This is a genomic window from Leifsonia xyli subsp. xyli str. CTCB07, from assembly GCF_000007665.1.
Lineage (GTDB): Bacteria > Actinomycetota > Actinomycetes > Actinomycetales > Microbacteriaceae > Leifsonia > Leifsonia xyli_C.
The window spans coordinates 2,368,725-2,395,711 of record NC_006087.1; the positions used below are offsets into that span (position 1 = coordinate 2,368,725).

At 69.6% G+C, this 26,987-nt stretch carries 32 protein-coding genes and 2 pseudogenes; 22 read left to right on the forward strand and 12 right to left on the reverse strand.

Annotation, left to right across the window (positions count from 1 at the left end):
- Positions 1 to 147 precede the first annotated feature (147 nt).
- The 5 genes from LXX_RS11310 (at position 148) to LXX_RS12960 (ending at position 2,540) form a co-directional block, all read left to right on the forward strand.
- Positions 148 to 405 (forward strand): phosphoribosylformylglycinamidine synthase subunit PurS, encoded by a 258-nt coding sequence (locus LXX_RS11310; RefSeq protein ID WP_011186937.1) that lies wholly within the window; start codon positions 148 to 150, stop codon positions 403 to 405.
- Entirely contained in the window at positions 405 to 1,103 is a 699-nt protein-coding gene (purQ, locus tag LXX_RS11315; RefSeq protein ID WP_011186938.1) for a phosphoribosylformylglycinamidine synthase subunit PurQ, read from the forward strand. The genes LXX_RS11310 and purQ overlap by 1 nt, the downstream gene beginning before the upstream one ends.
- 141 nt (positions 1,104 to 1,244) lie before the next feature.
- Positions 1,245 to 1,421, forward strand: a complete 177-nt coding sequence (locus LXX_RS14565) for a hypothetical protein (protein WP_011186939.1) — start codon at positions 1,245 to 1,247, stop codon at positions 1,419 to 1,421.
- A 34-nt stretch (positions 1,422 to 1,455) separates the two neighbouring features.
- Positions 1,456 to 1,914, forward strand: coding sequence for a DUF3817 domain-containing protein (locus LXX_RS11320; protein ID WP_011186940.1), 459 nt, complete (start codon positions 1,456 to 1,458; stop codon positions 1,912 to 1,914).
- Between the two features lie 80 nt (positions 1,915 to 1,994).
- Positions 1,995 to 2,540 (forward strand): DUF4190 domain-containing protein, encoded by a 546-nt coding sequence (locus tag LXX_RS12960; protein WP_011186941.1) that lies wholly within the window; start codon positions 1,995 to 1,997, stop codon positions 2,538 to 2,540.
- 34 nt (positions 2,541 to 2,574) lie between these two features.
- Here LXX_RS12960 and LXX_RS11330 read toward each other — a convergent pair whose 3' ends face one another.
- Genes LXX_RS11330 through LXX_RS16320 form a run of 3 tightly spaced genes read right to left on the reverse strand, consistent with a single transcriptional unit; the run spans position 2,575 to position 5,139 of the window.
- Positions 2,575 to 3,315, reverse strand: a complete 741-nt coding sequence (locus LXX_RS11330) for a hypothetical protein (RefSeq protein ID WP_081423164.1) — start codon at positions 3,313 to 3,315, stop codon at positions 2,575 to 2,577.
- Positions 3,209 to 4,735 carry a beta-galactosidase gene (locus tag LXX_RS11335; RefSeq protein ID WP_256030832.1) on the reverse strand — a complete coding sequence of 509 codons (1,527 nt, stop codon included), beginning with the start codon at positions 4,733 to 4,735 and terminating at the stop codon, positions 3,209 to 3,211. Before LXX_RS11335 ends, LXX_RS11330 begins: the two co-directional genes overlap by 107 nt.
- On the reverse strand, positions 4,633 to 5,139 hold the full coding sequence (locus tag LXX_RS16320; protein WP_256030830.1) for a beta-galactosidase: 507 nt from the start codon (positions 5,137 to 5,139) through the stop codon (positions 4,633 to 4,635). The genes LXX_RS11335 and LXX_RS16320 overlap by 103 nt, the downstream gene beginning before the upstream one ends.
- 176 nt (positions 5,140 to 5,315) lie before the next feature.
- On the opposite strand from LXX_RS16320, the gene LXX_RS11340 reads away from it, so the two are divergent.
- The 7 genes and pseudogenes from LXX_RS11340 to LXX_RS15975 all read left to right on the forward strand — a co-directional run bounded on the left by LXX_RS11340 (position 5,316) and on the right by LXX_RS15975 (position 11,468).
- Entirely contained in the window at positions 5,316 to 6,350 is a 1,035-nt protein-coding gene (locus tag LXX_RS11340; protein WP_011186942.1) for a LacI family DNA-binding transcriptional regulator, read from the forward strand.
- Between the two features lie 53 nt (positions 6,351 to 6,403).
- Entirely contained in the window at positions 6,404 to 8,080 is a 1,677-nt protein-coding gene (locus LXX_RS11345; protein ID WP_011186943.1) for an ABC transporter substrate-binding protein, read from the forward strand.
- 10 nt (positions 8,081 to 8,090) lie between these two features.
- The gene (locus LXX_RS15960; protein ID WP_223227656.1) at positions 8,091 to 8,507 is read left to right on the forward strand and encodes an ABC transporter permease; all 417 of its coding nucleotides are present in this window, start codon (positions 8,091 to 8,093) and stop codon (positions 8,505 to 8,507) included.
- 173 nt (positions 8,508 to 8,680) lie between these two features.
- Positions 8,681 to 8,854, forward strand: a pseudogene (locus LXX_RS15965) (ABC transporter permease subunit); the annotation flags it as partial.
- Positions 8,855 to 8,957: 103 nt separating this feature from the next.
- On the forward strand, positions 8,958 to 9,884 hold the full coding sequence (locus tag LXX_RS11355; protein ID WP_011186944.1) for an ABC transporter permease: 927 nt from the start codon (positions 8,958 to 8,960) through the stop codon (positions 9,882 to 9,884).
- A gap of 134 nt (positions 9,885 to 10,018) precedes the next feature.
- Positions 10,019 to 10,456 (forward strand): annotated as a pseudogene (locus LXX_RS15970) (ATP-binding cassette domain-containing protein); the annotation flags it as partial.
- Positions 10,457 to 10,781: 325 nt separating this feature from the next.
- The gene (locus LXX_RS15975; RefSeq protein WP_256030843.1) at positions 10,782 to 11,468 is read left to right on the forward strand and encodes an ABC transporter ATP-binding protein; all 687 of its coding nucleotides are present in this window, start codon (positions 10,782 to 10,784) and stop codon (positions 11,466 to 11,468) included.
- 23 nt (positions 11,469 to 11,491) lie between these two features.
- On the opposite strand, the gene LXX_RS11365 is transcribed toward LXX_RS15975, so the two are convergent.
- Entirely contained in the window at positions 11,492 to 11,923 is a 432-nt protein-coding gene (locus tag LXX_RS11365; RefSeq protein ID WP_011186945.1) for a RidA family protein, read from the reverse strand.
- The gene (locus tag LXX_RS14965) at positions 11,920 to 12,144 is read right to left on the reverse strand and encodes a hypothetical protein (protein WP_050737951.1); all 225 of its coding nucleotides are present in this window, start codon (positions 12,142 to 12,144) and stop codon (positions 11,920 to 11,922) included. Before LXX_RS14965 ends, LXX_RS11365 begins: the two co-directional genes overlap by 4 nt.
- Before the next feature lie 95 nt (positions 12,145 to 12,239).
- Here LXX_RS14965 and LXX_RS11375 point away from each other — a divergent pair, with 95 nt between their 5' ends.
- From LXX_RS11375 to purL, 3 genes are read left to right on the forward strand one after another with little or no spacing between them, the layout of a single operon-like run.
- Positions 12,240 to 12,866, forward strand: coding sequence for a TetR/AcrR family transcriptional regulator (locus LXX_RS11375; protein WP_011186947.1), 627 nt, complete (start codon positions 12,240 to 12,242; stop codon positions 12,864 to 12,866).
- On the forward strand, positions 12,863 to 13,129 hold the full coding sequence (locus tag LXX_RS11380; RefSeq protein WP_011186948.1) for a hypothetical protein: 267 nt from the start codon (positions 12,863 to 12,865) through the stop codon (positions 13,127 to 13,129). The genes LXX_RS11375 and LXX_RS11380 overlap by 4 nt, the downstream gene beginning before the upstream one ends.
- 57 nt (positions 13,130 to 13,186) lie before the next feature.
- Positions 13,187 to 15,505 (forward strand): phosphoribosylformylglycinamidine synthase subunit PurL, encoded by a 2,319-nt coding sequence (purL, locus tag LXX_RS11385; protein WP_011186949.1) that lies wholly within the window; start codon positions 13,187 to 13,189, stop codon positions 15,503 to 15,505.
- Between the two features lie 23 nt (positions 15,506 to 15,528).
- On the opposite strand, the gene LXX_RS11390 is transcribed toward purL, so the two are convergent.
- The 4 genes from LXX_RS11390 to LXX_RS12975 form a co-directional block, all read right to left on the reverse strand.
- Entirely contained in the window at positions 15,529 to 16,437 is a 909-nt protein-coding gene (locus LXX_RS11390; RefSeq protein WP_011186950.1) for a DMT family transporter, read from the reverse strand.
- 63 nt (positions 16,438 to 16,500) lie between these two features.
- Positions 16,501 to 16,716, reverse strand: a complete 216-nt coding sequence (locus LXX_RS12965) for a hypothetical protein (RefSeq protein ID WP_011186951.1) — start codon at positions 16,714 to 16,716, stop codon at positions 16,501 to 16,503.
- Between the two features lie 42 nt (positions 16,717 to 16,758).
- Positions 16,759 to 17,337: a penicillin-binding transpeptidase domain-containing protein gene (locus tag LXX_RS12970; protein WP_223227657.1), complete on the reverse strand. Its 579-nt coding sequence runs from the start codon at positions 17,335 to 17,337 to the stop codon at positions 16,759 to 16,761.
- A 98-nt stretch (positions 17,338 to 17,435) separates the two neighbouring features.
- Entirely contained in the window at positions 17,436 to 18,641 is a 1,206-nt protein-coding gene (locus LXX_RS12975) for a transglycosylase domain-containing protein (protein WP_011186952.1), read from the reverse strand.
- 215 nt (positions 18,642 to 18,856) lie between these two features.
- Here LXX_RS12975 and LXX_RS11400 point away from each other — a divergent pair, with 215 nt between their 5' ends.
- From LXX_RS11400 to LXX_RS11420, 6 genes are all read left to right on the forward strand, one after another.
- Positions 18,857 to 20,053, forward strand: a complete 1,197-nt coding sequence (locus LXX_RS11400; RefSeq protein WP_011186953.1) for an LLM class flavin-dependent oxidoreductase — start codon at positions 18,857 to 18,859, stop codon at positions 20,051 to 20,053.
- Between the two features lie 7 nt (positions 20,054 to 20,060).
- Positions 20,061 to 20,585 (forward strand): NAD(P)H-dependent oxidoreductase, encoded by a 525-nt coding sequence (locus LXX_RS11405; protein WP_011186954.1) that lies wholly within the window; start codon positions 20,061 to 20,063, stop codon positions 20,583 to 20,585.
- A gap of 12 nt (positions 20,586 to 20,597) precedes the next feature.
- Positions 20,598 to 20,750, forward strand: coding sequence for a hypothetical protein (locus LXX_RS15980; protein WP_223227658.1), 153 nt, complete (start codon positions 20,598 to 20,600; stop codon positions 20,748 to 20,750).
- Positions 20,751 to 20,788: 38 nt separating this feature from the next.
- Positions 20,789 to 22,054 carry a glycosyltransferase gene (locus LXX_RS11410; protein WP_011186956.1) on the forward strand — a complete coding sequence of 422 codons (1,266 nt, stop codon included), beginning with the start codon at positions 20,789 to 20,791 and terminating at the stop codon, positions 22,052 to 22,054.
- 32 nt (positions 22,055 to 22,086) lie between these two features.
- Entirely contained in the window at positions 22,087 to 22,281 is a 195-nt protein-coding gene (locus LXX_RS15985) for a hypothetical protein (protein ID WP_041767877.1), read from the forward strand.
- Between the two features lie 84 nt (positions 22,282 to 22,365).
- Positions 22,366 to 22,662 carry a hypothetical protein gene (locus tag LXX_RS11420; RefSeq protein WP_011186957.1) on the forward strand — a complete coding sequence of 99 codons (297 nt, stop codon included), beginning with the start codon at positions 22,366 to 22,368 and terminating at the stop codon, positions 22,660 to 22,662.
- Positions 22,663 to 23,059: 397 nt separating this feature from the next.
- On the opposite strand, the gene LXX_RS11425 is transcribed toward LXX_RS11420, so the two are convergent.
- From LXX_RS11425 to LXX_RS11435, 3 genes are read right to left on the reverse strand one after another with little or no spacing between them, the layout of a single operon-like run.
- The gene (locus LXX_RS11425; protein WP_011186958.1) at positions 23,060 to 23,374 is read right to left on the reverse strand and encodes a chorismate mutase; all 315 of its coding nucleotides are present in this window, start codon (positions 23,372 to 23,374) and stop codon (positions 23,060 to 23,062) included.
- Between the two features lie 17 nt (positions 23,375 to 23,391).
- Positions 23,392 to 24,723 carry a hypothetical protein gene (locus LXX_RS11430; protein WP_011186959.1) on the reverse strand — a complete coding sequence of 444 codons (1,332 nt, stop codon included), beginning with the start codon at positions 24,721 to 24,723 and terminating at the stop codon, positions 23,392 to 23,394.
- Complete coding sequence (locus LXX_RS11435; RefSeq protein ID WP_011186960.1) at positions 24,720 to 25,454, reverse strand: ABC transporter ATP-binding protein; 735 nt, start codon at positions 25,452 to 25,454, stop codon at positions 24,720 to 24,722. Before LXX_RS11435 ends, LXX_RS11430 begins: the two co-directional genes overlap by 4 nt.
- Before the next feature lie 82 nt (positions 25,455 to 25,536).
- Here LXX_RS11435 and LXX_RS11440 point away from each other — a divergent pair, with 82 nt between their 5' ends.
- The gene (locus LXX_RS11440) at positions 25,537 to 26,919 is read left to right on the forward strand and encodes a GNAT family N-acetyltransferase (protein WP_011186961.1); all 1,383 of its coding nucleotides are present in this window, start codon (positions 25,537 to 25,539) and stop codon (positions 26,917 to 26,919) included.
- The last annotated feature ends 68 nt before the right edge of the window (positions 26,920 to 26,987 follow it).

Genomic DNA, 26,987 nt, shown 5'->3' on the forward strand with positions numbered 1-26,987 from the left:
GGTAACCGCAGGGTGAACGGCGGACGACCGGCGCGGCAGTGGGGGACGGGGCGGGCGGAGCGGCCTGGAGCCGGCACGGGACCGACCATCCCCGGCCCCACGGTAGAATCGGTGCGTCCCCATGCGCGAGTGAGCGGAGATCACCCTTTGTCGACGATCGTTGTTGAAGTCATGCCCAAGGCCGAACTGCTCGACCCGCAGGGGAAAGCCGTCGCCGGGGCGCTCAGCCGCACCGGGAAGGGTGCGTTTTCCTCGGTCCGCGTCGGCAAACGCTTCGAGCTGACCGTGGACGGCCCGATCGACGGCACCACGCGCGCCGCTGTCGAGGAGATCGCGAACGACATCCTCTCCAACTCCGTGATCGAGGACGTGGTGGGCATCCACTATCCGGACGAGGACGCCTGATGCGCATCGGCGTCATCACCTTCCCCGGCTCACTCGACGACCGCGACGCGCTGCGCGCCATCCGTCTCGCCGGCGCCGAGCCGGTCGCCCTCTGGCACGGCGACCACGATCTGCAGGGGGTCGACGCCCTGGTGCTGCCGGGCGGGTTCAGCTACGGCGACTACCTGCGCTGCGGAGCCATCGCGAGCCTGTCGCCGATCATGAGCGAGGTTGTGGAGGCCGCGGGCAAAGGGATGCCGGTGCTCGGCATCTGCAATGGCTTCCAGATGCTCGCCGAGGCCATTCTCGTGCCCGGCGGTCTCATCCGCAACGACCACGGGAACTTCATCTGCCACGCCCAGCGCCTCACCGTCGAGAACGCGGAAACCCCGTGGACGGGCGGCTTCGAGCGCGGCCAGAAGATCGTCATCCCGCTCAAGAACGGCGAGGGCAGCTTCATCGCCTCCGCCGAGGAGCTGAAACGGCTCGAGGGCGAGGGGATGGTCGTCTTCCGTTACCGGGGCGTCAACCCCAACGGCTCCCTCAACGACATCGCCGGAGTCCGCAACGAACGCGGAAACGTCGTCGGGCTCATGCCCCACCCCGAGCACGCGGTCGAGCCGGGCTTCGGCCCGGACACCGACCAGGCGATGCGCTCCGGCACGGACGGACTCGCCTTCTTCACCTCGGTCGTCCGCTCGACGCTGGTGGAGGCGTAGCCGGGAGCCACGGCCTTCCTCCGGGCTGAAGGGGCTAGCGCCGCTCTCCCGGGCGGCGTTGACTGAGGACATGGACGACACGGCGCGACGCACGGCCCTCATCCACACCCTAATGGAGCAGTTGCAGACGGCCCGGTCACGGTGCGCGCGGAGGACATCGACATCTCGCCCCTCGAGTGGCGCTCGGCCGCACGAGAGGCCGCCCAGCGGCTCGGCCGTCCGCTGACCGTGTACGCGCACGAAACCGTCACCTGGGTGCGGCTCGCAGAGCCGCCGGCAGCGCCGACGCGGGCGCAGCGCCTTCCAACTTTCGGATGATGCGCGCCGCCGCGGCTCCGGCGAGGGTGGAAGCATGCCGCCCCGCCTCCTCTATCGAACGCTCGCCATCGCGGAAACCGTCACCTGGACGCTTCTCCTCGCGGGGATGCTGCTGAAGTACGCCGTCAAGGTGGGAGACTGGCCGGTCATCGCGACCGGTTCCCTCCACGGTTTCGTGTTCCTCTCGTACGCCATCGTGGCCACCCTCGTGGGCGTCAACCAGCGCTGGCGTCTGCCGCTCATTGTCCTCGCCGTCGTCACCGCGTTCGTCCCGTACGCGACCGTGCCGTTCGACCTCTGGGCCGACCGCTCCGGGCGGGTGGCGGGCGGGTGGCGGACGGTTGCCACCGAAGACCCGCGCGACCACACGAGGTTCGGCCGGCTGTTCCGGTGGATGCTGACGCACGTCCCTGTGCTGGCCGGAATCCTGGTGGCGCTGGCCGTAGCGATCATGGCGGCGCTGCTGCTGATCGGGCCGCCGAAGCTGTCCTGAGCGCCGGCCGAGTCTGCAACTTGAGTGGGTCGCATTCTTTATGCAAGGGTTGATGCTCACGCAAGCGAAAAGAGAACGTCATGCCGTTGGAAGCACCGCCGCCCGGGCCGGAAGAGGTGCGCAAGAGTCTCCCGGACGAGAACGGCTCGGTCGCCCCCGTCACCGGGTCCGGCCAGAGCGCAGCCGCCGGGGCGCTCCCGGGCGACGCTGCGCCGGCGCAGCGTGCGGACCTCGCCGGCGTTCCCCTCGCCGGGCAGCCCGCGGCCGCGGCCAGCTCCGTCGCGTACCCCCCGCACGATCCGATGCGCGAATGGGGCCCGGCTCCGCACCTGCAAGCCCCGCCCCTGATCGCGGTCACGCCCCCCTCGCCGCCCCGCGGCTTGAGCATCACCTCGATGGTGCTCAGTCTGGTCTCGATCGTGTTCGGATTCCCCGGCATCCTGCCGCTGATCTCGCTGATCCTCGGCATCGTCGGACTCCGGAAGGAACCGGCAGGCCGGGAAATGGCGCTGACCGGCGTGATCCTCAGCAGCCTAATCCTCCTCGTCTGGGTGATGATCGTCGCTTTCGTCATCGTAGCGGCGATCGCGGCCGCCGGTATAGCGGCGACGCAGTTCGGACGCTGAGCCGCCCGAGACACGCGAACGGGCGCCGGGATCGTCAGACGACGGCCCCGGCGGCCCGCCCCGCTCGCGGCCCTGCTACAGCGTCAGCCCGTGCCCGATCGGGAAAAGCGCGTTCCGTGATCCGCCCACGGCGTCCGGTGCGTGCTCCTCCACCGCCGCCATTGAGGACGGCAGATTCGAGCGGCAGCCTGCCGCGCGGCGGGATGCGGCCGGAGAGCGCGTCCCGGAGAGCCTCGTCGCTGGTCCCGAAGACGCCGACCAGTGCAACCACGCCGGGCATGTCCACAAACGGCGTCAGAATGGCCGCGCGGTCCAGGTTGACGACCAGGACGACCGTGACGCGCGCAGCGAGCGCCCGGATGCGCTCCACCTCGGCCGGCGGGAAATCGAGCGACCCCTGGTGGAACCACGCCTCGAGGAACAGGTCGTCGCGGGGCTCCCAGGGAGCGTTCACGCGCACGACGGCGATATCGGCCTCCTCCGGCGAGGCGACCGCGTCCGGTAGGGAACAGCCGTCCGCGTAGAGCCGTGTGGCGGGGGCCAGCGGCAGAGCCCCCTCCGCCACCTGCAGCAGCGTCACCGACTCGGCCTGCGCCCGGTGACCCGCGGCGCGGAACGCCTCATTCCCGACCAGGGCGAAGGCGGCTTCTTCGTCCACGAACGAGTCGTCAAAGAGCCCGAGCTGGAACTTCACGAGCAGCAGACGGCGCGCGGACTCGTCGATCCGCGCCTCGCCTACGCGGCCGTCGCGGACGAGGGCGAGGAGCAGGTCCACGCACTCCTCTCCGCCGAACTGGTCGGCCGTGCTCGGCCAGCGGCCCGGCGGCCCGCACACTCGGGCGGTACTCGCGGTCCGCGTCCGACCAGTCGCGCACCTGTCCGGCATCGGTCACGCCGAGCGCGTCGGCGAGCACCGTGCAGGGGACGCCATCGGCATCGACCCCGGGCAGCTCGCCGACCAGCACCAGCCGGCCCCCGGTCGTCACGTGGCAGGTGAGGAACTCCTGGACCCCACGGCCGAGCTCCCGCCCGCTCACGAGGACGATCGCTTCGCGCGAGCGCCCCTCGCGGGCGTCGGCGGGCGTCCCCGCGCTCCAGGCCGTGTCGCTGCCGGCCGCCGCCTGCAGATCGAGCGCCCGGAAGCTCCAGCCGCCCAGCACGAGCGCCCGCCCGAGGGTCTCGCGCGCACCGAAGCCGCGGTGGCGTTCCCGGGCGCGCACCTGCTCGGCGCGATTCTGAGCGGCGGGGTGGGAATACTCGGTCAGGTAGTGATCGGCCACGAAGCCGAGCACAAGGTCGTCCGTCAGCTGCGCACCGGTGGCGAACAGCTCCGCGTTCTCGCGCACCGCCGCGGTCGCGGAGGCCACGGCAGCGAGTGACGGCGTCCGCTCGCCCTCCGGCCCGATCGGCGCGGCGAAGCCGTGCCGCTCCCCGGTGAACGCGATGCGGTCGTCGCCGTCGCCCGCGGGTTCGTCCAGCGGCGGGTTGATCCCGCACGCGAACAGGTAGTAGTTGAGGATGCGCGTGCCCTGAGCCACGTCCAGCAGGGTCTTCAGCACGGTCACCTCCGGGGAGGTCAGGCTCGCGAAGTCTTCGCCGTAGCCGCCGCCCGCGTCGAACTCGAGCTCCGCGAGCGGCTGCCCCTCGCCGTGGACCGCCGCCGTGAACGCGTTGCCGAGGTACAGGTCGACGGCGTTCGCGACCGTCAGCTCGCCGAGGTACATGTCCGTGCCGCCGGTGACGCCCTCGCGGCCCCGGTAGGCCGGCGCGAGCTGGCTCACGCCGATCGGGTAGGTGAGCCCGCGCCCGCCGCCGGTGCCGTGGATGTTGACGAGCAGCGGCGCGGTGATGCCGCCTCCGCGCGCCCAGCTTTCCAGCGTCTGCAAATAGCGCGCGAACCGGTCGCGGGTGAAGCGCGCGAGTTCGTGGTGCAGCGCGAGCTCCTGCGGCGTCCCGGCCGCACCCGCGCGCACCGCACCGCCGAAGCGCCCGCCCGACCACTCCGCGAAGTCGCGGAGCGCGCCGTCGGTGAGTGTGGGGGTGTTCGAGACCCAGTCGAGCATCCCGACCTCGTTGTCCAGCTGCACAGCGATCACCGGCCCGGCGTTCTCGCGCTGTCGCGCGGCGATCGGGGGCAGCACGGCGTCGTACCAGCGCCGGGCCTCCGCCAGGAAAGCCGGGGCCAGATAGTCCACCGGCGGGTCGGCGCAGGCTCGCCGTCCCAGCCCACCGGGTGGATCTCGGGATGCTCGCGCCGCAGACGGTACGGCAGCCCCTCGTTCTTGAGATCGGCCATCTGGAAGGGGCCCGGCCAGGCGATGGACCACATCCCGTGCTCGGCGCACAGGTCTATGAAGGCGCCGAGGTCGCGCTCGGGCCGGGTCTCACCGGTGAGGTCTATGCGGCCGTCCGGCAGCTCGTGCCAGATCCAGGGGATGTAGCTGGCGACCGCGTTCAGGCCCGCTTCGGCCGCCGCGCGCAGCCGGTCGGGCCAGTCGGCGCGCGCCGTCCGGAAGTAGTGGATCTCGCCGGCCAGCACCGCACGCGGCTGCCCGTCGATCAGGATGTCAGCGCCGTGCAGGCGCGTGGGAACGGACATCGTTGGTCTTTCCTTGCCGCTTGTGAAGTGTTCCCGCCCGGGGTTGTAGTCTTCCGGCCGGTGGGTCTATGGTCACTGTAACCGGTTACTGAAATCGGTTACCGGTTGAGAGTACCAGTGCCGATGCGAGCACGAGAGCACCGGCCGGATGCGCCGCAGACGACGAAGGAGTTGACGTGACGGAGACGAAGCGCGGCGGCGAACGACTCAATGTGCGCCAGATCGCCGAACTCGCCGGCGTCTCCACCGCCACCGTCTCCCGCGTCTACCGCGGCGTCGGGCAAGTCTCGCCCGCGATGCGCGAGCGCGTCTCCCGGGCGATCGCGGAACACGGCTACCGACCGAGCCACTTCGGCGCCGCGCTCGCGAACCGGCGCAACGGAACGCTCGGCATCGTCTTCCCCGGGCTCAGCGGACCGTACTTCGGCGAGCTGATCGAAGGCTTCGAGCGCGCAGCCATCGAAGCCGAGGGGAGCGTCACGATCTTCAGCACCCACACGCTGAGCGGCACGACGGCAGACCTCGCCGGCATGGTCGAGCGCGTCGACGGACTGGCTGTGCATGCGGGGGTGGTGGACGATGAGACCCTCGCCCGCCTCGCAGACCTCGTCCCGGTCGTCGTCATCGGCGGCGACTCCGACGGGAGCGGGGTGCCCGCGGGCGCATTGCAGGTGCGCACCGACCACGACCGGATGCATGACCTGGTGGCGCACCTCGTCCGGGACCACGGCCGGCGCCGGATCGCGTTCCTCGGCCGGCCGGGCGACTCCCCCGATATCCAGTCGCGCTACGACCGCTACGAGTCCGCGCTGCTCGAGGCCGGACTCCGGCCGCAAGAGGCCATCCACGTCTGGCTCACCCAGTCCGACGGCGTGCTCGCGGCTCCGGCCATCCTGGAGCGCGTCCGCTCCGGCGAGATCGACGCGGCGGTGTGCGCGAACGACGAGCTGGCGCTCGGGCTTATGTTCGGGGCGCTCGCCGAGGGCATGGCGATCGGAGAGGATGTCTCGATCACCGGCGTCGACGACGTGCCGCTCTCCTCGCTCGTCACCCCGGGCCTGACCACGCTCGCCCGGCCGCTGCGCGAACTCTCCGGCCGCGCGGCCGCTGTGCTTCTGGAGCGGATCGCAGGCCGCCCCGCCGAATCCCTCGTCCTGCCGTCCAAGCTGGTCCGCCGCGCGAGCTGCGGCTGCGCGCCCGAGGATGGCTGACCCGCACTCTTCTCTCCCCGCACCGAATCCCCCGACACAAGGAGGTATCCACCATGGACAAACACCACCCAACAGCCCGCGCGCGCAAGCGCCTCACCGCCGCCCTGGCCGGAACCGCGGTCATCGCACTCGCACTGAGCGGCTGCGCCAGCGACGCGGACTCCGGCGCAGCAAGCGCCGACGGCCGCATCCCGCTGCTCAACTTCGGCGGCTTCGGCGGCGGCTCGAACCCCAAGGCCAACTACAATCCCTACCTCGCCACTGCCCTGAGCGTCGGCAACTACCTGTACGAGCCGCTGATGATGCTCAACGAGTACTCGTGCGATTATGAGCCGTGGCTCGCGACGAAAATGGAGTGGACCACCCCCTCGACGCTCGTCTACACGCTGCGGGACGGCGTGACGTTCAGCGACGGGAAGCCGTTCACCGCCGACGACGTGGTGTTCACCTTCGAGATGCTGAAGAAGTACCCCGCCCTCGACACCCGCGGCGCGTGGCAGTCCTTGACCTCCGTCGCCAAGACCGGGGACGGCCAGGTGACCTTCTCCTTCGACGGCTCGGGCGCCAGCAGCCTGGTCGCCGTCAACGCGGTGATGATCGTGCCGAAGAACCTCTGGTCCACGGTCGAGGACCCGACCACGTTCACCAACACGAAGCCGGTCGGCACCGGGCCGATGCTCGTCGGCAGCTTCAGCCCGACCAAACTCGTCCTCGACCGCAACCCCGACTACTGGCAGGCCAGCAAGATCCGGGTCGACAAAATCCAGTTCAACAACTCGGACCAGGGGCAGGTCGACCAGCTGAAACTCGCGCGCGGCGACTACGACATGAACGCGATGTACATTCCCGACATCGAGAAGTCGTACGTCTCGAAGGACCGGGAGCACAACAAATACTGGTTCCCGTCGGGCTCGCCGATCAGCCTGTACATGAACCTCGACAAAGCACCGTTCGACGACAGCGAGTTCCGCAACGCCATCACGCAGGCGATGGACAAGAAGAAGATCGTGGAAGATGCCCAGCAGGGCTATGTCAGCGCGGCGAGCCAGACCTCCCTGGTGCTGCCCAACGCGAAGGACTGGCTGCCGACCGGCATTCCCGACGAGGGCTACATCTCCTACGACGTGGAAGCGGCCAAGGCCGGCCTGGACAAGGCCGGTTACAAGCTGGACGGCTCCGGCAAGCGCCTCGGGGCCGATGGGAAGCCGCTGAGCTTCTCCATCCAGATCCCCGGCGGCTGGAACGACTGGATACAGGCGGGGAAGATCGTGCAGAAGAACTTCCAGGCCCTCGGGATCTCGGTGGACATGCAGAACCCGACCCCGGAGGTCCAGGGGCAGAACCGGCTGACCGGACAGTACGACCTGACGTTCGGCGTCCGCGGCGGCTCCTGCGACATGTACCGCAACTTCCTCGAACCACTCGCGAGCAGCGAGACCGCGCCGACCGGCGAGACGGCCAAGACCAACGAGGTGCGCTGGCGCGACGGCGAGACCGACCGGCTGATCGACCGGCTGCGCCAGGAGTCCGACCCCGCGGAGCAGAAGAAGACCGTCGGCGAGCTGGCGACCATCATGTACGAGAAGAAGCCCTACATCCCGCTCTGGTACGGCGCCAGCTGGTTCGAGTACTCCACCAAACGCGCCGTCGGCTGGCCGAGCGCGGAGGACCCGTACGCCAAGCCGAGCAACATGCCGATCATCCTGACGCACCTGCGTCCGGCGCAGTAGGACCGGTCCGATGCGGTACTTCCTCCGGAGAGCGGGATTCTTCGTCGCCACGCTGTGGGCCGCGATCACGCTCAACTTCCTGATCCCCCGTCTGCAGCCGGGGGATCAGGCGGAGGCCATCGTGCGCAAGCTCGTCGGCCGGAACGCCTCGATCGACCCGGCCCAGCTGGAATCGGTGCGCCTCATGCTCGGCGTGAGCGACAAAAACCTCTTCCAGCAGTACCTCGACTACCTCGGCGCGATCGTCCGCGGCGACTTCGGGGTCTCTTACACCTATTTCCCCTACCGGGTGACGGACATCATCGCGCAGGCGATGCCCTGGACGATCACGCTGGTCGGAATCACGACGATCGTCTCGTTCGTCGCCGGCACGCTGCTCGGGCGTGGGCTGCGTACCGTCGCGGCTCACGGGTCGACTCGGTGCTGACGCTCGCCTCCACCTTCCTCGGCACCCTGCCGTTCTTCTGGATCGCGCTGATGCTGATCTTCGTGTTCTGCTTCACCTGGCAGCTCTTCCCCGAGTCGGGCGGCTACGGCTCCACCGAGCCGGGCTGGAACTGGCCGTTCGTGGGCGATGTGATCGCGCACGCGGCGAAGCCGATGATCGCGCTGAACTACGGGGCGCGCATCGCCATCCTGCCCTCGGTCACCGGCTTCGCGCTGGCGCTCGGCGGGCTGCTGGGCGGCACCATCCTGGTGGAGACGATCTTCAACTATCCGGGGCTCGGCCGCCTGCTCTTCGAGGCGGTGGGGAACAGCGACTTCCCCCTACTTCAGGCGATCTTCCTCCTCACGACCATCGGCGTGCTGGTCGCGAACCTCGCCGCAGACGTGCCTACGGCATCCTCGACCCCCGCGTCAGAAAGGCGGCGACGGTATGAGCGCGACGACATCGGTCCCGAACGAACCCCTCGGTGTGGAGACCTCGGCCGTCCCGGCGGCGCGCTCGAGCGGCGCCGGGCGCGGACCGCGCTGGTACGTGCTGCTCTGGCGCGATCCCAAGTGCCGCGTCGGGATGTTCCTGCTCGCCGCGTTCCTCCTCGCCGCGGCGCTCGCCCCGCTCATCGCGCCCTTCGACCCCCGCGAAGCGGTCGGCGGCGCGAGCGAGGGTCCGAGCGCCGCCCACTGGCTGGGCACCACGGACAATGGCGAGGATGTGCTCAGCCAGCTCATCTGGGGCGCGCAGACCTCGCTCATCGTCGGCCTGATCGCCGGGCTCATCTCCACCGCGATCGGGCTCGTCATCGGGCTCACCGCCGGGTACAGCCAGGGCGTCGTCGACGAGATCCTGTCGTTCCTCACGAACCTCGCGCTCGTCGTCCCGGTCCTGCCGCTGATCGTGACGCTCGCCTCGTACTCCCCGGTGCGCGGCATCTGGATGATCATCTTCGTCATCAGCGTCACCGGCTGGGCCTACGGCGCTCGGATCAAACGCTCGCAGGTCATCTCCCTGCGCACCCGCGACTACGTCGCTGCGGAGAAACTGGCCGGAGACCGCACACCGCGCATCATCCTGCGGGAGATCATGCCCAATATGACCTCACTCATCGTCGTCAGCTTCATGGGCGCCGCCCTCGGCGCGATCGGCGGCGAGGGCGGACTCGCGTTCCTGGGACTGGGCGATCCGCAGACGGTCAGCTGGGGCGCGATGCTCTACCAGGCCAACATCGGCGGCGCGCTGCTCACCGGGCAGCTCGCCTGGCTGATCGCCCCGGGGCTCACCCTCGCTCTGCTCATCACGAGCTTCACACTCATCAATTTCGGCATCGACACGCTGAGCAACCCCCAGCTGAGGGAGGGATGACCGTGGCACTCCTCGAGGTCACCGATCTGTCCGTCGTCTACCGTCCGCGCGACCACGCACCGCACCACGCGGTCCGCTCGGTCTCGTTCGCCATCGAGAAGGGCGAGTTCGTCGGCCTGGTCGGCGAGTCGGGATGCGGCAAGTCGACGCTCGGCAACGCCGTCCTGCACTTGCTCAGCAAACCGGCCGCCATCGAGAGCGGGAGCGTCGTCTTCGACGGCCGGCGCATCGACGGACTCAGCGACGACGAGCTCCGCGGCAGCCGCTGGGTCTCGCTCTCGACCGTGTTCCAGTCCTCGATGAACTCGCTCAACCCGGTCATGACGATCGCGGCGCAGTTCCGGGACACCTTCCGCGCCCATCGCGCCCCGGCCTCCCGCGTCCGCGCCGCCGAGCTGCTCAGGATGGTTGACCTGGAGGAGAGCATGCTCGACTCCTACCCGCACGAGCTCTCCGGCGGGATGAAGCAGCGCGTCGCCCTCGCCCTCGCGCTGGCCCTCAGCCCCGATCTGGTCGTGCTGGACGAACCGACCACCGGGCTCGATGTGCTCGTGCAGCGCCGCATCCTGGACCGGCTGCGCGAGCTTCAGGCGCAGCTGGGCTTCGCGGTGCTGTTCGTCAGCCACGACATCGGCACCGTCCTGGAGCTGAGCGACCGCGTGCTCGTCATGCTGGACGGCGAGCTCGTGGAGCAGTCGACGCCCGCCGCACTGCTGGGCGGCGCCAGGCATCCCTACGCAGCGAAGCTCCTCGACGCCTACCGAGTGACCTCCGGCGCGGTGGCGAAGGCCGCCACCGCAAGCGCCGCCGAGCCGCTGCTGACCATGAGCGGGGTCGGCAAGGCCTACCGCGCTGGCCGAGATCTCGCTCACCCTCCGCGAAGGCACCGTCTCCGCCCTGGTCGGCCAGTCCGGCTCGGGCAAGTCCACGATCGCGCGCCTCCTGCTCGGGATGGAGCGGCCCGACGGCGGAACGGTCACCCTCACCCGTCCCGGCTCCTCCCCCGTCCCGGTCGGGACGCTGCGCGGACGCCGCCTGCGCGAGTACCGCGCGACGACGCAGCTGGTCTTCCAGGACCCGTTCGCCTCGCTGAACCCCGCGAACACCGTGCAGTACATCCTGTCGCGGCCGCTGCAGAACTTCGGCGGAATCCCGCGATCGGAGGTGGCGGTGCGCGCTGCTGACCTCCTCGAGCAGGTCGGCCTCACGCCCGCGGCACGCTTCATCGACAAGCTGCCCCACCAGCTCTCGGGCGGCCAGCGCCAGCGGGTCGTGATCGCCCGCGCCCTCGCGGCGAACCCGGCCGTCCTCATCGCGGACGAGCCGGTTTCGATGCTGGATGTCTCCATCCGCGCCGAAATCCTCGACCTCCTCCACCACCTGGTCGCCGGCCGCGGCATCGCCATGCTCTACATAACGCACGATCTTTTGTCGGCGCGGGCGCTCGCGGACGACGTCACGGTGCTCGAAGGCGGGCAGGTGCGCGAACAGGGGACGGCCGCGCAGGTGATCGACAACGCGACGCACCCCTACACCCGCGAGCTCCTGGCCGCCATCCCGGACCCCTTCGCCCGGGCGGGGTGAAGCCGCCGCCGCTTCCGAGCCCCTCAGGCGGCGGGCGCCGGCGGAAGAATGGCGACGGCCTCGACCTCCGAACGCAGTCCGGGGAGCGCGAGCGCCGAGACACCGATCAGCGCGCTGGCCGGAGGGGTGGCCGTATCGACCCACCGGTCGCGCCCGGCACGGATGGTTTCGAGGTCCCGTGACGGAAGATCGACGACGAAGAGGGTCAGCCGCGCGAGGGCGGCCGGGGTGAGGCTTGCGCGGGCGAGCACAGCGTCCAGCCCACGGAAGCATTCGTCCAGCTCTTCGGCGAAAGACGCCGAGCGGGCCGCGGGCGCGATCTGCCCGGAGACGAACGCCAGGCCGCTTCCCGACGGGACGAGGACAGCGTCGGAGATGCCCGGAACGGCTGCGCTCGGGAGGAATCGCGGCCCGGCGAGGGCGGAACCGCTCCCGGTTCCCTCGGCGCCGGTCACGCCGGCGCCTGTCCCGTGCGCAGTCTCGCCACCACTCGCAGCAGCGTGGGCACGCCCACAGCCACCGCGAACGGCACGACGACGGCGGTGAGCACGGCCGCGCGCAGGAGGAGGGGCCAGTCGTCGGCGAGCCAGCCGAGCACGGCCTGGCCGAGGGCGACGGCGGGGAAGATCACGAACCAGATGACGAGGATGCGAAGCCAGAGCGGCGACATCATCATGGGAACCTCATTTCCAACTATATGGTTGGGTCAACCATAGGCACCTCCCGCACGATCTGCAACTAAAGAGTTGGAATCGGGTTAGGATTCAGAGCATGGCCTGGGACACCGAGCGCACCCGCACCCTGCTGCTCGAAGCGGCGACCGCGGAATTCGCCACGCACGGCATCGCCGGGGGCAGGATCGACCGCATCGCCTTAGCGGCGGGGATCAACAAGGAGCGCCTCTACAGCTACTTCGGCGGCAAGGAAACCCTCTTCGACACGGTGCTCGAGCACCAGCTGTCCCGCGCGGGCGACGATGTGCCTCCCCCCGCCGCCGACACCGGACCGGGAGGTGTGGCCGACTACGCGGCAGGCCTCCTCGCCCGGCATCGCTCCGATCCGAGCCTCGCCCGGCTGCTGCTCTGGGAAGGGCTGGAGCGCGGGAAAGCCGTGGCTGCGGAGCGGCGCGCGAGCCAGGCCGCAGAAAAAGCCGCAGCGATCGCAGGGGCGCTCCCCGGGATGACGACGGCACAGGCGCAACATCTGCTCCTCACGATCCTGACCCTGGCGAACGCCTGGGCCACGCTGCCGAATCTCACCGGCATGTGCGGGCAGGAGGGGGAGGCGCTGGTCTCGGCGATCCGCAGCGCCGTGCTGACGCTCGCGGAGAGTGCGGGGGCGCCGGCAGCCGGGAGGCGTCCCCGCCGTCACAAGCATCCTGGAGTGCCGGCGACGTGACCCCCGGCGGTCCGGCCGCCGAAGCGGGGATCGGGGTGGGCTCGTCCGCCGAGCGCCTTCTCAGCGCCTACCCCGAGATCCAGAGAACAGGCAGCTATACCGATTCGACAACGTACTACGGCCTCCATAACGGTGCGGGCGGGTGGATCGTGTTCGCCGTCTTCGAGAGTCGCGTCGTGAGCGTCCAGGTCGCCAACGAGTCGAATGTCCCCGCGGAGAACGGCTCGGTGCGCACGATGCCCAGCGAACGCTGCCCCGCTTGACCCCGGTAGACTGAACCGCATCCCCCGCCGTCACAAGCATCCTGGAGTGCCGCCGAAGTGACCGACACCACCGCCCAGCACGTCGTCGACACGGTCGCGAACGCAGCCGCAACGCCGGAGAGAGAGCAGCCGTTCGCAGCGCTCGGCCTCAAACCGGACGAGTACGCGAGTATCCGCGAGATCCTCGGCCGCCGGCCCACGAACGGCGAGCTGGCGATGTACTCGGTGATGTGGTCCGAACACTGCTCCTACAAATCCTCGAAGATCTACCTGCGGCAGTTCGGGCAGAAGGTCACACCGGCGATGAAGAAGAACCTCATGGTCGGGATGGGCGAGAACGCGGGCGTCGTGGACATCGGCGAGGGCTGGGCCGTCACCTTCAAGGTGGAGTCGCACAACCACCCCTCCTACATCGAGCCGTTCCAGGGCGCGGCGACCGGCGTGGGCGGGATCGTCCGCGACATCATCTCGATGGGCGCACGCCCGGTCGCGGTGATGGACCAGCTGCGCTTCGGTGCGATCGACGAGCCGGACACCGCGCACGTGGTGCATGGCGTCGTCTCCGGGATCTCGTTCTACGGCAACTGCCTCGGCCTGCCGAACATCGGCGGCGAGACGTACTTCGACCCGGTGTACCAGGGCAACCCGCTGGTCAACGCGCTCTCGGTGGGCGTGCTGCGCCACGAGGATCTGCACCTCGCGAACGCCTCCGGCGTGGGCAACAAGGTCGTGCTGTTCGGCGCGCGGACCGGCGGCGACGGGATCGGCGGCGCGAGCATCCTGGCGTCCGACACGTTCTCCGAGGGCGGGCCGACCAAGCGCCCGGCCGTGCAGGTGGGCGACCCGTTCGCCGAGAAGGTGCTCATCGAGTGCTGCCTGGAGCTGTACCGCGACAAACTGGTCGAGGGCATCCAGGACCTCGGGGCCGCCGGTATCTCCTGCGCCACCAGCGAGCTGGCCTCGAACGGCGACGGCGGGATGTTCATCGAGCTGGACAGCGTGCTGCTGCGCGACCCGAGTCTCACCGCCGAGGAGATCCTCATGTCGGAGAGCCAGGAGCGGATGATGGCGGTCGTCAAGCCGGAGCTTCTCGACCAGTTCCTCGCGGTGACGGCGAAGTGGGATGTCGAGACCAGCGTCCTCGGCGAGGTGACCGGCACCGGCCGCCTGGTCATCAACTGGCACGGCGAGGAGATCGCCAACGTCGACCCGCGCACGGTCGCGATCGACGGACCGGTCTACGAGCGTCCCGTCGCCTACCCGTCGTGGATCGACGCCCTGCGGGCCGACTCGGCCTCAGCGCTCGCCCTGCCGGTCTCGGGCGACGCGCTGCGCGAGCAGGCCCTCGCCCTGCTGGGCAGCGCGAACCTGGCCGACAAGTCCTGGATCACGGACCAGTACGACTACTTCGTCGGCGGCAACACCGCGCTCGCCTTCCCGGACGACGCGGGCATGATCCGCGTGGACGAGGAGAGCGGGCTCGGCTTCGCCATCGCGACCGACGCGAACGGCCGCTACTGCCAGCTCGACCCGAAAGAGGGCGCCAAGCTCGCCCTCGCCGAGGCGTACCGCAACGTCGCCGCCTCCGGCGCGGTGCCCGCCGCGGTCACCGACTGCCTCAACTTCGGCAGCCCGGAGAACCCCGAGGTCATGTGGCAGTTCTCGCAGGCCGTCGAGGGACTCTCCGACGCCTGCCTGGAACTGGGTATCCCCGTCACCGGCGGCAACGTCTCCTTCTACAACCAGACCGGCGATGTCCCCATCTTCCCAACCCCGGTGGTCGGCGTGCTGGGCGTGATCGACGATGTGGCGCGCCGCATCCCGGCCGGCTGGCAGGACGAGGGCGAGAACATCTACCTCCTCGGCATCACCCGCGAAGAGCTCGACGGCTCCGCGTGGGCGGCGACGGTCCACGGTCACCTTGGCGGACGCCCCCCCGCGGTGGACCTCGCCGCCGAGCGCAGGCTCGCCGAGACCCTGCACGCCGCGTCGCAGCAGGGCCTCATCTCATCCGCCCACGACCTCGCCGACGGCGGCCTCGCCCAGGCCCTCACCGAGAGCGTCCTGCGCTTCGGCGTCGGCGCTCGCGTCTGGCTGGGCGACATCGCCGAGCGGGACGGTGTGGACGCGGCGAGCGCGCTTTTCAGCGAGTCGACCGCCCGCGCGATCGTCTCCGTTCCCCGCGAGGACGACGTGAAGTTCCGCGGTCTCTGCGATGGGCGCGGCGTCCCCGCGCTCCGCATCGGCGTCACCGACGCCGGGGCCGGAACAGAGCCGGTGCTGGAGATCCAGGACCTCTTCGCGATCGAGGTGGCGGAGCTGCGCAGCGTCCACCGTTCCACGCTTGCGGAACGCTTCGGACCGGTGGTGGGCTGAACGGCCGGCCGCCGATACGGTGGTCAGCCGCGGGCGGCCAGCTCCACCGGCCGCCGCGTCAACAGCCGCACCCGCTGCTGGGTCAGCAGGATGCCGCAGAGCACGACCAGCGCGCCCGCCGGTTCGTTCCAGCTGAGGCGCTCCCCGAGCACCAGGACGCCGAGCGCCACACCCACGACCGGCGTCACATAGGTCACGCCGGAGGTCGCTGTCGGCCCCCACGCGCGCAGCACGTTCATGTTCCAGATGTAGACGACGCCCGATCCCAGAGCGCCCAGGGCGAGCAGGCTCAGCACGACCGGCCAGCTGAACCGGACAGGGTGCCAGGCGATCACCGGGGTCAGCGCGATCATGATCGCCGCGGCGAGGCCGACACTGAGGAACGCCGTCGCGGTGGCCGGGATGTCGCGGTGGCAGATGAAGCGGCGCAAGTAACTAAAGCTGACACCGTAGCAGGTCACCGCGCCGAGACAGGCGAGCTGCCCCCCGAGCGAGCCGGAGAGCGCCGCCAGCTGCCACGGCCCCACGACCACGAGGACGCCGAGCACACCGACCATCACCCCGAGGATCTGGTCGCGGTTAAGCCGTTCGACCCGGAAGGCCGCCGTCGCCATGATGGCGGTCGTGATGGGCGTCACCGCGTTGTAGATGCTCGCCAGGCTGGAGGAGACGTACTGCTCTGCCCAGGCGAAGAGCAGGAACGGAAGCGCGCAGCCCATGATCGCCACGACGACGAAGTGCAGCCAGACGATCGGCTCGCGCGGGAGCCTGCTGCGCGTGACGAGGAGGATGACGCCGAGTGTCACCGCGCCGAAGACCAGCCGGGCCCAGGCGACCTGCCCGAAGCTGACCCCTTCGAGTCCGATCTTCATGAACAGGAAGCTGGCGCCCCAGATAACCCCCATGCCGATGAACTGAAGAGTGACTTTCACGCGCGCGACGTTACCCTAACCGCCTCGCGTCATCCGGCGCTTTGGGGCCACGATGCCGCGATTTCACCCTTCGGGTCGTGTGCCCGGAGACGTCGTCGGGGCCGGGGCCGTCACGCGGACCGGCTGGGCCACCGAGGCCGGGAACGCCTCTCCACCGTACTTCGCGTTGGCGGCCGTCATGTAGGTCTTCCACACCCGGTTTCTCAGCTGATCGCCCTGGACGCCGCCGATGGTGGACCGGCGGAGCGAGACCTCTCCCTGGACATTGCCGATCCACACCGCCGTCGCGAGTTCCGTGGTGGAGCCGACGAACCAGGTGTGCTACTCTCCGTCGGAGGTGCCGGTCTTGCCGAACACCGGGACACCGTCCCGCGGGTTGGACGCGGAGCCGGTTCCTCTCATCACACCGCTCAGCTCCGAGGCCATCGTGGCCGCGACCTCGGAGCTGACGGCCGCCGAGCACTCCGGCCCCGGAACCGGCACGTCCTTGCCCTCGGAGTCCACGATGCGGTCGATCGCGATGGGCGAGCAGATCACGCCTTTGTTGGCGATAGCCGCGAAGGCCGCGGCCATCCGGATGGGCGCCACTTCGTTGATTCCGAGAACGTCCGAGACGTAGGAGGTGAGCGACTTCCCGTCCGCGCGCCGAACGCCGAACGCCTCCGCCGTCTTGCGGATCTCGCACTGGTCGAGCTTCTGCGCCATCGAGAAGAACGCCCCGTTCACCGAACCGGCGGTCGCCGTGCGCACGCTCATGTCCCCCGGCGTCTGTCCGCTGTCGTTCTTGGGAGAGTAGGCGCCGCCCTGCGTGCCCTGGCAGCTGTCGCGGAAGGTGGGGGGCTGAGGGCCCGCGCGTTCCCGTTGACCGTGTCGTCGATCGAGTGCCCGGTCTTGAGCCACTCGGCGAGCGTGAACACCTTGTACGTCGAGCCGGCGGGGAACCCGCTGGAAGCGCCGTCTTCGTAGTCGCTGGCGAAGTTGACGGCCGTGCTCTCCGGCTAGGTGTCCTCCGGGTGGGCGTCGAAGTCCTTGTTCTGCGCCATCGCGAGGACACGTCCCGTGCCGGGCTCGATGGTCACGAGCGAACCGCCGAGGTCGAGGGCCGGGGCGGACATCGGGACGTACGCCCTCATCGACTCGAGCGCTGCGCGCTGGAGGTCGAGATCGAGCGTCGTGTAGATGTCATAGCCGCCGGTGGTGAGAGTGCTCCGCTCCGGATCGACAGCGTCCTGGAGCATCTTCTGGTTCCGGATGACGCGCTCGACGTAGTCGCAGAAGAAGCCAGCGCCCAGCGGGTTCGCCGCATGACAGCCGGTGGCGAGCGGGGTGATCTTCGGCTCGATGGGAGCGGCGACGGCCTCGTCGTGCTGCGCCTGCGTGATCTTGCCCTCTTTGAGCATCGCGGCGAGCACATCGCCGTCCCGGCGCTTCTTGTTGTCCGCGAGGTTCTCCTCGCGGTCGAGGCGCAGCCCATTGGGCTCGTTCACCGACGCGATCAGGCTGGCCGCCTGCGGCAGTGTCAGCTCGGCCGCCGTGACGCCATAGTAGTACTTCGCCGCGGACTGGATATCGTACGTCGTGCCGCCGAACGGCGCGATGTTCAGATAGCCGAGCAGAATCTGATCCTTGGTGTACGCCTTCTCCAAACCGATCGCGAGCCGGATCTCCTTCAGCTTGCGGTCCATGCTCGTCTTCGTCGCGTCGTCGTAGGCGGCTTCGCGCTTGGCCTTGTCCGGAATGGCCTCCGCCCGCTGCACGAGGATGTTCTTGACATACTGCATGGAGATGGTGGACGCGCCCGATCCGACGTTCTCGCTCAGCGCGTTCCCGGCAGCGGCGCGCAGAGCCGCTCTCACATCGACGCCGCCGCGACTGTAGAACCGCGGGTCCTCGGTCGCGATCAGAGCGTCCTTCACCTGCGGGGAGATCTGGTCCCAGCCGACGATCTCGCGGTTCTGCTCGTAGACCGCGGCGATCAGGACGGGGGCGCCCGTCCCGTCCTTCGCGTAGATATCCGTCGTCTGCGCGAGTTTGTCCGGCTTGATGTACTCGGGCAGCCCCTCGAAAAGCCGGATGCCGCTGTCGGCGGCCATGCCGCTCACGGCGACGGCCGGCGCGACCATCGCGACGACCATGACACCGGCCACAGCGCTGAGTGCGAGAAAGCCGGCCGCGGTGCGGCGACGACGCGAGAGGTGGGTCATCTCGGCGGACCTCCAATGAGCGAGGGGAACGACAACGACCGCGATCCGCAAGACCCTCCCTCTGCGAACCCTGTCAGGGCATTGTGGACCAAGCAACCTGGGAGTAAGAGGAATATGACATGTTTTGCTGGATCCCACCACCGGGAATACCTGGGCACCGATCCCGTTGTATGCATTTGCATAGAATTGCCGAGGACACCCTGAGGAGCCAGCGCATGCAGTACGGAATCTTCTCCGTGAGCGATATCACCCGAGACCCAACCTCGGGCGAGACGCCAAGCGAGGCGGAGCGCATCGACGCGATCGTGACGATCGCGACCCACGCGGAGGAGGTCGGGCTGGATGTGTTCGCGATCGGAGAGCACCACAACCCGCCGTTCTTCTCCTCCTCCCCCACCACCCTGCTCGCCCACATCGCAGCCCTCACCGAGCGCCTGATCGTCACGACCTCCACGACACTGATCACCACGAACGACCCGGTGCGGCTCGCCGAAGAGTACGCGATGCTCCAGCATCTCTCGAAGGGCCGCATGGATCTGATGCTCGGCCGGGGCAACACCGGCCCGGTCTACCCGTGGTTCGGCCAGGACCTCCGCCAGAGCCTGCCGCTCGCGCTGGAGAACTACAACCTCCTGCACCGGCTGTGGAACGAGGATGTCGTGGACTGGGAGGGCCGCTTCCGCACCCCGCTCCAGGGCTTCACCTCCACCCCGCGACCGCTCGACGGCGTACCCCCGTTCGTCTGGCACGGCAGCATCCGCACCCCGGAGATTGCGGAGCAGGCCGCCTACTATGGCAACGGCTTCTTCGCGAACAACATCTTCTGGCCGAAGAATCACTACCAGCGCCTGATCGCGTTCTACCGCGAGCGCTTCGAGCACTACGGGCACGGCACCGCCAAGCAGGCGATCGTCGGCCTCGGCGGGCAAGCCTACCTCGCCAAGAACTCGCAGGATGCGAAGACCGCGTTCCGCCCCTACTTCGACGAAGCGCCAGTCTACGGCAACGGCCCGTCGATGGAGGATTTCGCCGAGGCGACCCCGCTGACCGTCGGCAGCCCGCAGGAAGTCATCGACAAGACGCTGACCTTCCGCGAGTGGGCAGGCGACTACCAGCGCCAGCTGTTCCTGATGGACCACGCCGGCCTCCCGCTGAAGACCGTGCTCGAACAGCTCGACCTGCTGGGCGGAGAGGTCGTCCCCGTGCTGCGCAAGGAGACCGCGGCCCGCAAAGACCCGCAAACCCCCGACGCGCCGACCCACGCCTCCCTCGTGCGCGCGAAGTACGGCGAGGAGAAGCCGCGCCAGCTGCGCCCGAACGCGAACCGCGGCGACAACCTGACCGGCGGCGCTCCCTACCAAGACAGCGGCGAGCGAGAGCCCGGCGCTGTGACGCCCGGGGCAGAGGAATGAGGACCCCATGACGAACGCCCCGCAGCGCCCGTTCCGGCTCGTGGCTGTGAACGCGGGCGTGAACGACCCCTCCGCCACGAAGCTGCTGGCCGAGCGGCTGACCCAGAGCGTGGAGGCGAATGCGCAGCGCGACGGCCGCACAGTCGAGGCGCTGCGCCTGGACCTGCGCGAACTGCTGCCGGAGCTCTCCGGCGCGCTCGCCTCCGGCCACCTCGGACCGATGTTCGGGAAGGCCGTCGAAGCGCTCGCCTCGGCGGACGGCATCGTGGCGGCGACGCAGATCTACAAGGCCGGGATGAGCGGGCTGTTCAGCTCGTTCTTCCAGGTGCTCGACAACGACCTCCTGATCGCCAAGCCGCTCCTCCTCGGCGCGACGGCCGGGACCGCCCGGCACGCGCTCGCGGTGGACGGGCAGCTGCGCTCGATGTTCGCCTACCTGCGCACCATGACCGCCCCCACCTCCGTCTTCGCTTCGACCGAGGACTGGCAGGACAGCACCCTTGGCCAGCGCATTGACCGCGCGGCGCGCTAGCTGGTCGTGCTGATGGAGTCCGGCGTCGAAGCCCGCATCAAAGAAACCTCGTGGGACCGCTATCGGCACGAGTTCGGCTCCGCCGGCGGCTCCGAGCTGGGAATCGATGTGTCGTCCGAACTGATGCGCCTCGCCGCGGGAGGGACCCTGCCGCCGCCAAGCTGAAGCGATAGTGTGGGCGTCGAAACAGGGAGGGAGCCAACGTGGACGTGCTCGGCGCGCTGCAGTGGATCGGCCTGGTGGTCTGCCTTATCCTCGCGCTCACCGGCCTGATCCCGGTCGTGGCCGCCGCGGCGACGTTCTTCGTGATCCCCCTGCACGCCTGGATCAACCATTACCACAAAGCGGCGCCCTACCTTCCCCGCGTGGCGATCGTGGTCCCGGCGTGGAACGAGGGGGCGGTGATCGGCGCCTCCATCGACCGCCTCGTGACGCTCGACTACCCGAAGGAGGCGCTGCGCATCTACGTGGTGGACGACGCGAGCACAGACGACACCTCCGTTGTGGTGCGAGAGCGGGCGATGCGCTACCCGGGCAACGTCTTCCTGTTCCGTCGCGAGAAGGGCGGCCAGGGCAAGGCCCACACGCTCAACCACGGCATCGAGCGCATCTTCGCCGACGACTGGATGGAGGCGCTCCTGATCATGGACGCCGATGTCATCTACCAGCCGGACTCGCTGCGCAAGATGACCCGGCACCTGGCCGACCCAAAGGTGGGCGCCGTCTCCGCCTACATCCACGAAGGCAGCGCCGACCGCAACTACCTGACCAAGTTCGTGAGCACCGAGTACGTCCTCTCGCAGCCGACCGCCCGCCGCGCCCAGAACGTGCTCGGCGCTCAGGCCTGCCTCGCCGGCGGCGCGCAGCTGCACTCCCGCGAGAACCTCATCGCCATCGGCGGCCAGGTGGACACCAGCACGCTGGCCGAGGACACCATCACCACGTTCGAGACGCAGCTGCGGGGCAAAAGGGTCGTGTTCGAGCCGCACGCGCATGTGCTCGCCGAAGAGCCGCGCACGATCGACGCGCTGTGGAAGCAGCGGCTGCGCTGGGCGCGCGGCAATGTGTCGGTGACGGCGCGGTACTCGAAGGTGTGGTTCCGGCCCTCCCGCAAGCACCATCTCGGCGCCTGGACGTTCGGGATCGTGTGGTTCAGCCTGTGGCTGCTCCCCCTCATCATGGTGATCTCGTCGATCGGGCTCGCCGGGCTGCTGTTCCTGCACAACGGCTTCGCGACGACGGTCTTCCGCATCCTGTGGATCTCGGCGGCGCTCGCCTATCTGTTCGTGCTCATCCTCGGCTCGCAGACGGACGTGGGGACGACACGGAAAGAGGTCGGCCATGTCATGCTCTTCCCCGGCATCGTCAACATGCTCGTGATGCTCACCGCTCTCTTCCCGACGATGATGCTGACTGGCTTCCGGGGCTGTTCGGCATCCGGCTCGGGGGCTCGGCCCTGTTCACCCTGACGCTCGCGATCTACATCTGGATACCGTTCTCGATGCTCGTCGCCTGGCTCGCCCGCCGCTCCGAACGCCTCCGCGCCGGCCGCTGGCTCGCGACCGCCCTCATCTACCTCGCGGGGTACGGATCGCTCCTCTGCGCCATCACCTTCGACAGCTACCTGAAAGAGCTGGCCGGCGCCGAATCCCGCTGGGACAAAACCGAAAAAGTAGGCCGCGTCGCCACCACCTGACGCAGCCATCGCTTCCTCAGCTCTTCAGCCCCCTGTCGGCGTGTCGAGCGGGAGAACTGAGGAAGCGATGGCTGGGTTGGAAGTATGAAGGTGCGTGGTCTGATTCAGAGCAGCGAGACGAGCGAACTCACAGCCGAGGCGGACGACGCCGAGAGCGCGCGGTCACTGGTCGAAGAGCAGCTGCCCGAGGGCTACGAGCTGCTGCAGATCCACAGCGCTATGCCCCGCGGCGGCCGTGTGATCGCGACCGCCGTGATCCGAGCGGCCGCCGTCACCGAACTCACCGCGGACGGCGCGGACTACGCCCGCGCCCGGGATGCTCTGCACGCGCTCATCCCGGCCGGCCAACGCCTCCTGTCCACCGTCATCGTCCACGAGTGAGGGAATGACAGCCGCTCGGAGGAGAGAGAACGGCTGGGCTGCGGCGGATTCCAGAAGCGCCCAGAGCCGGGTCTCCGGTCCGGAGCGAGCGCGACTCGCGCGTGTACACGGACGCCCTTGGTGCGGGCCACAGGACCGAGGTAGTCACCACCGGCGAGTTCGAAGCCGAACGCCTCAGCGGCGATCTTGGAGCTGGAGCAGGCGCGCCAGGGGTGTCCGTGCCGGCGGATCGCCGCCACGGACGCCTCAGCGCGCTCAGGGTCGCGGGAGACCAGTACGACGTGGGCGCCCGCCCGAGCGAGCTGCTCCCCGGTGAAGTACCCGACCCCGGCGTTGCCGCCGGGGATGACGGCGGTCCGGCCCTGCGCGCGGAAGCTCGGCCGGGTTCCACGCCACGTCAGGAGCCGTTTCCGGTGGCGATCCGCTCATGCTCGCGAATGACCTCCGCGATGATGAAGTTCAGGAACTTCTCTGCGAAGCCGGGGTCGAGGTGGCTCTCCTCGGCGAGCATTCGCAACCGGTCGATCTGCTCGCGCTCGCGCTCCGGGTCAGCGGGTGGCAGGCCGTACTCGGCTTTCAGCGCTCCAACCTGCTGCGTGAACTTGAACCGTTCCGCGAGCATGTGGACGACCGCCGCGTCGATGTTGTCGATGCTCTGGCGGATGCCGCGCAGCCGCGCGAGAGCCTCCGCCGTCGAGTCGTTCTCAGCCATGAAACGACACTATAGGGTCACAGAGCCGGCTCTGGATAGGCGAGAACGCTCCGCAGCACCGGCCGCGTCGCGAACAGCGCGACCCAGACGAGCAGGATGCCGAGTGCGAGGCAGCCGACGACGACAGCCAGGCTGAGCGGCGACAGGATGAGGCTGATCCCGGTCAGCGGCAGGACGACGACCGCGGCGGCGAGCGCCGAGCCGATCGTCGTGAAGCGCAGCGGGGAGAGCACCGCCCGGCCGCGGGCCGCGTCCATCTCGGTCACCGGCATCCCCAGCCGGTCGAGGCTCACGTAGAGATCGCGGCGGTCGAGCACCGCCGCTGCCTGGTTCACGCCCGCCGAGCACGCGACCATGAGGAAGGAGGCGACGATGGTGATGACGAGGCCGGTGCGGATGTCGGCGACGAGCAGGCGCGAATCCCGGTCTGACTGCTCGCCGACAGAGTCCAGCAGCGCCATACCCACCCCGGCGAAAACGGCGGTGAAACTCGTCATCGCCACGCCGGAGACCTGCCGCCACGCGGCCTTCGGCGACTCCAAGACGCTGCGCGCCGCGATCAGCCTGCGCGCGGTCGCCGCCCGCTTCGCCTGGCGCGCAGCGTCCAGCCGCAGCGCCCACGGCCCGATCAGGTTCAGAACGACGAGCGTGCCCCCGAAGCCGACCGCGAAGAAGCTGAGCAGGCCGATCGCGCTCTGCACGAGCCCGAGCGCGCTCATGAGGACAGAAGCGCCCGCGATCGCGCCCGCGCCGATGACGACACGGAGCCAGTGGGCGCGCTGCGGCCGCTGCCGGGTCCGCACCCCGAGGGGCGACAGGATGACCCGTCGCAGTCCCAGCGCAGCGCTCACTGCGGCGAGGACGCCGACGCCCAGCGCAGCGGCCGCGATCCAGCCGGGGGCGAGCAGCACAGCCGAGCCAAGCGGGGAACCGCGGAACGGGAGGAGACCGACGAACGGCACGGCGAGCAGATACAGCGCGACACCGGCGAGCGCGCCGAGCAGCGCGAGGGCGGTCGACTCGATGATGGTGAGCGAAGCGACCAGCGCGGGCGAAGCGCCGAGCAAGCGCAGGCCGGCAAGGCGTTCGTCGCGACGGCGGGCCGACAGACGAGCGGCGGAGCCGCCGAGCGCGGCGAGGGGGACGACGAGCAGCGCGAGGGCAAGCACGGCCAGGACCTGATAGAAGAAGGCTAGCTCATCGCTCCAGGAGAAGAAGATCTGGGCCCCGCCGGCGACGAGGAGAAGCAGGGCGGTCGCGACAGCGAAGGCGACGACGGGGAGGACGATGGTGGCACGGTCGGTCGCGCCGCAGCGGGCGAAGAGCCAGGCGAGGCGGAGGGTGGTCATCGCGTCCGCTCCGTGCTGGTGCGCGCGTCTGCCACGATGCGGCCGTCGGCCAGGCGGAGGAGACGGGAGCAGCGTGCGGCGACGCCCTGGTCGTGTGTGACGACGACGAGGGACCGGCCGCGGCCGGTGGTGGCGGCGAGAAGCGCCTCCATCACCTCGCCAGAAGTCCGCGAGTCCAGGGCTCCGGTCGGCTCGTCGGCGAAGACGACCGAAGCGCCCGTCACCTGGGCGCGGGCGATGGCGACGCGCTGGGCCTGGCCGCCGGAGAGCTGGCCGATACGGCGCTGCTCGAAGCCACCGAGACCGAACGCGGCGAGCCAGGCCGCAGCGTTGCGCTCGGCCGCGGTGCGGCTCGCCCCGGAGAGCAGCAGCGGCAGGGCGACGTTCTCGATCGCCGTCAGCTCGGGCAGCAGGAGGCCCTGCTGGAACACGAAGCCGAACGCCTCGCGGCGCAGGCGAGAGCGCTCGGATTCGCCGAGGCCGGTGATCTCCAGCGGGCCCCGCACGGTGTCGAGGACAACCGTGCCGGAGTCGGGGGCGACGATGCCGGCGAGACAGTGCAGCAGGGTGGTCTTACCCGACCCGGAGGCGCCCATGATCGCGACGGACTCGCCGGGCTCGAGACGGAAGTCGACACCGGCCAGCGCAGGCTCCGCGGCGGGTCCGTAGGACTTGGAGAGGCCGAAGGCTTGGAGGGCTGGCGGCGCGGGCGGGCACGTGTTCTCGGTCATGGCCCCAGCCTTCCGCCGAAAGCGGTCCGGCGCATCCTCCGCGGGCGTCATCCTGGGCCGCCGGGATCATTCGCGCGATGTCGTGCCGGGGTACGACGGAAGAATACGCCACCGCGGGGACGCACAGTCCCGGACACCGCGCACCGAGCTGAGCCCCGAACGTCGTTACGGTGGAGGGATGGCAGAGACGTACCGCACAGCATCCCTCGACGAGCACTCGGCCCGGGCCCTCGCCGCGAACGGCTTGCGGCTGGCGCTGGTGGACACGGCGGACGAGGCCACGTTCACGGAGTGGATCCGGTCGGGCTTCCGAGGGTTCCACGACCGCCAGCCGAGCGACAAGACGCTCGCGGAAGCCCGGGGCTATCTGGCCGACCGGCGCACGACGGCGGTCTACGAAGACGATCTGCCAAACGCCTGGCCGGTCGGCACCGTCAACTCGTGGGTCGCGCCGCTGACGGTCCCCGGCGGGGGCACACTCGACACCTGGGCGATCAGTTCGGTGACCGTCTCACCCACGCACCGACGGCGCGGGATGGCGACCGCTCTGCTCGGAGCCGAGTTGCGGACCGCGCACCGGCTGGGCGTCCCGGTGGCCGTCCTCACCGTCTCCGAGTCGGTCATCTACGGTCGCTGGGGCTTCGGACCGGCGACATACGCGGCATCCTGGGCCGTCGACACCAAGCGGGTCCGCTGGGCCGGTGGCGACACCCCTGGCCGCCTGGCCTTCACCTCGCCCGACGAGTACCGCGAGACCGGCCACCGGGTCCTCGATCGCGCGATGGCCGCACGGGCAGGGGAGATCGGGATGACGCCCTTCCTCGCCGACCAGCTCATCGGGCCGCTCAGCGACACCCCCGATCGGGAGAAGCACCGCCTGGTCCGCTACGACTCCCCCGCCGGCGAGCCGGAGGGCTTCGTGAGCTTCACCGTGACGGCGACCGACGACGTCGTCCGCCACACCGTCGAGGTTCGCCACCTCGCCGCAGCGACCGACGCCGCCCTCGCCGCCCTGTGGCGCTTCCTGCTGGAACTCGACCTGGTCGCCGTTGTGAAGGCGTCGATCCGCGACGTGGACGAACCGCTGCAAGCTCTCGTCTCCGATGTCCGCGGAGCGCAGCTGACCGGCGCCGAGGACCACCTGTGGATGCGCATCCTGGACGTCCCCGCCAGCCTCGAAGCCCGCAGCTACGAGCGCGACGGCTCGCTCGTGCTGGAGGTGACCGACGACCTCGGGATGGCCGCCGGGCGCTATCGCCTGACCGTCGCCGGCGGCGCTGGACGGGTGGAGCGGACGGACGATGCCGCGGAGGCGACCCTGCCAGTCGCCGCGCTCGGGAGCGTGTACCTCGGGCACGACAGCGCGCGGGCGCTGGGCGTGGCCGGGCGTATCCGCGGGGATGTCGCCGCACTCGACAGGCTGTTCCGCACGTCGGTGCCGACGCGGTTGAGCATGTGGTTCTGAGGTCCGCCGCCCGCCTCGCGTGACGCGGAGGAGTCATACGCGAGAGACGCGCGAATGCCCTCCGCCGC

Excerpts from the sequence above, each read along its gene's own strand:
- LXX_RS11420 (WP_011186957.1), top strand. The coding sequence starts at position 22,366 with ATGAAGGTGCGTGGTCTGATTCAGAGCAGCGAGACGAGCGAACTCACA.
- LXX_RS15985 (WP_041767877.1), top strand. The coding sequence starts at position 22,087 with ATGCTCGTCGCCTGGCTCGCCCGCCGCTCCGAACGCCTCCGCGCCGGC.
- LXX_RS14965 (WP_050737951.1), bottom strand. The coding sequence starts at position 12,144 with ATGATGATGTCGCCGCTCTGGCTTCGCATCCTCGTCATCTGGTTCGTG.
- LXX_RS15980 (WP_223227658.1), top strand. The coding sequence starts at position 20,598 with ATGGAGTCCGGCGTCGAAGCCCGCATCAAAGAAACCTCGTGGGACCGC.
- purQ (WP_011186938.1), top strand. The coding sequence starts at position 405 with ATGCGCATCGGCGTCATCACCTTCCCCGGCTCACTCGACGACCGCGAC.
- LXX_RS11425 (WP_011186958.1), bottom strand. The coding sequence starts at position 23,374 with ATGGCTGAGAACGACTCGACGGCGGAGGCTCTCGCGCGGCTGCGCGGC.
- LXX_RS12975 (WP_011186952.1), bottom strand. The coding sequence starts at position 18,641 with ATGACCCACCTCTCGCGTCGTCGCCGCACCGCGGCCGGCTTTCTCGCA.
- LXX_RS11345 (WP_011186943.1), top strand. The coding sequence starts at position 6,404 with ATGGACAAACACCACCCAACAGCCCGCGCGCGCAAGCGCCTCACCGCC.
- LXX_RS12960 (WP_011186941.1), top strand. The coding sequence starts at position 1,995 with ATGCCGTTGGAAGCACCGCCGCCCGGGCCGGAAGAGGTGCGCAAGAGT.
- LXX_RS15960 (WP_223227656.1), top strand. The coding sequence starts at position 8,091 with ATGCGGTACTTCCTCCGGAGAGCGGGATTCTTCGTCGCCACGCTGTGG.
- LXX_RS11355 (WP_011186944.1), top strand. The coding sequence starts at position 8,958 with ATGAGCGCGACGACATCGGTCCCGAACGAACCCCTCGGTGTGGAGACC.
- LXX_RS16320 (WP_256030830.1), bottom strand. The coding sequence starts at position 5,139 with ATGTCCGTTCCCACGCGCCTGCACGGCGCTGACATCCTGATCGACGGG.
- LXX_RS11405 (WP_011186954.1), top strand. The coding sequence starts at position 20,061 with ATGACGAACGCCCCGCAGCGCCCGTTCCGGCTCGTGGCTGTGAACGCG.
- LXX_RS11430 (WP_011186959.1), bottom strand. The coding sequence starts at position 24,723 with ATGACCACCCTCCGCCTCGCCTGGCTCTTCGCCCGCTGCGGCGCGACC.
- LXX_RS11400 (WP_011186953.1), top strand. The coding sequence starts at position 18,857 with ATGCAGTACGGAATCTTCTCCGTGAGCGATATCACCCGAGACCCAACC.
- LXX_RS11320 (WP_011186940.1), top strand. The coding sequence starts at position 1,456 with ATGCCGCCCCGCCTCCTCTATCGAACGCTCGCCATCGCGGAAACCGTC.
- LXX_RS11435 (WP_011186960.1), bottom strand. The coding sequence starts at position 25,454 with ATGACCGAGAACACGTGCCCGCCCGCGCCGCCAGCCCTCCAAGCCTTC.
- LXX_RS11375 (WP_011186947.1), top strand. The coding sequence starts at position 12,240 with ATGGCCTGGGACACCGAGCGCACCCGCACCCTGCTGCTCGAAGCGGCG.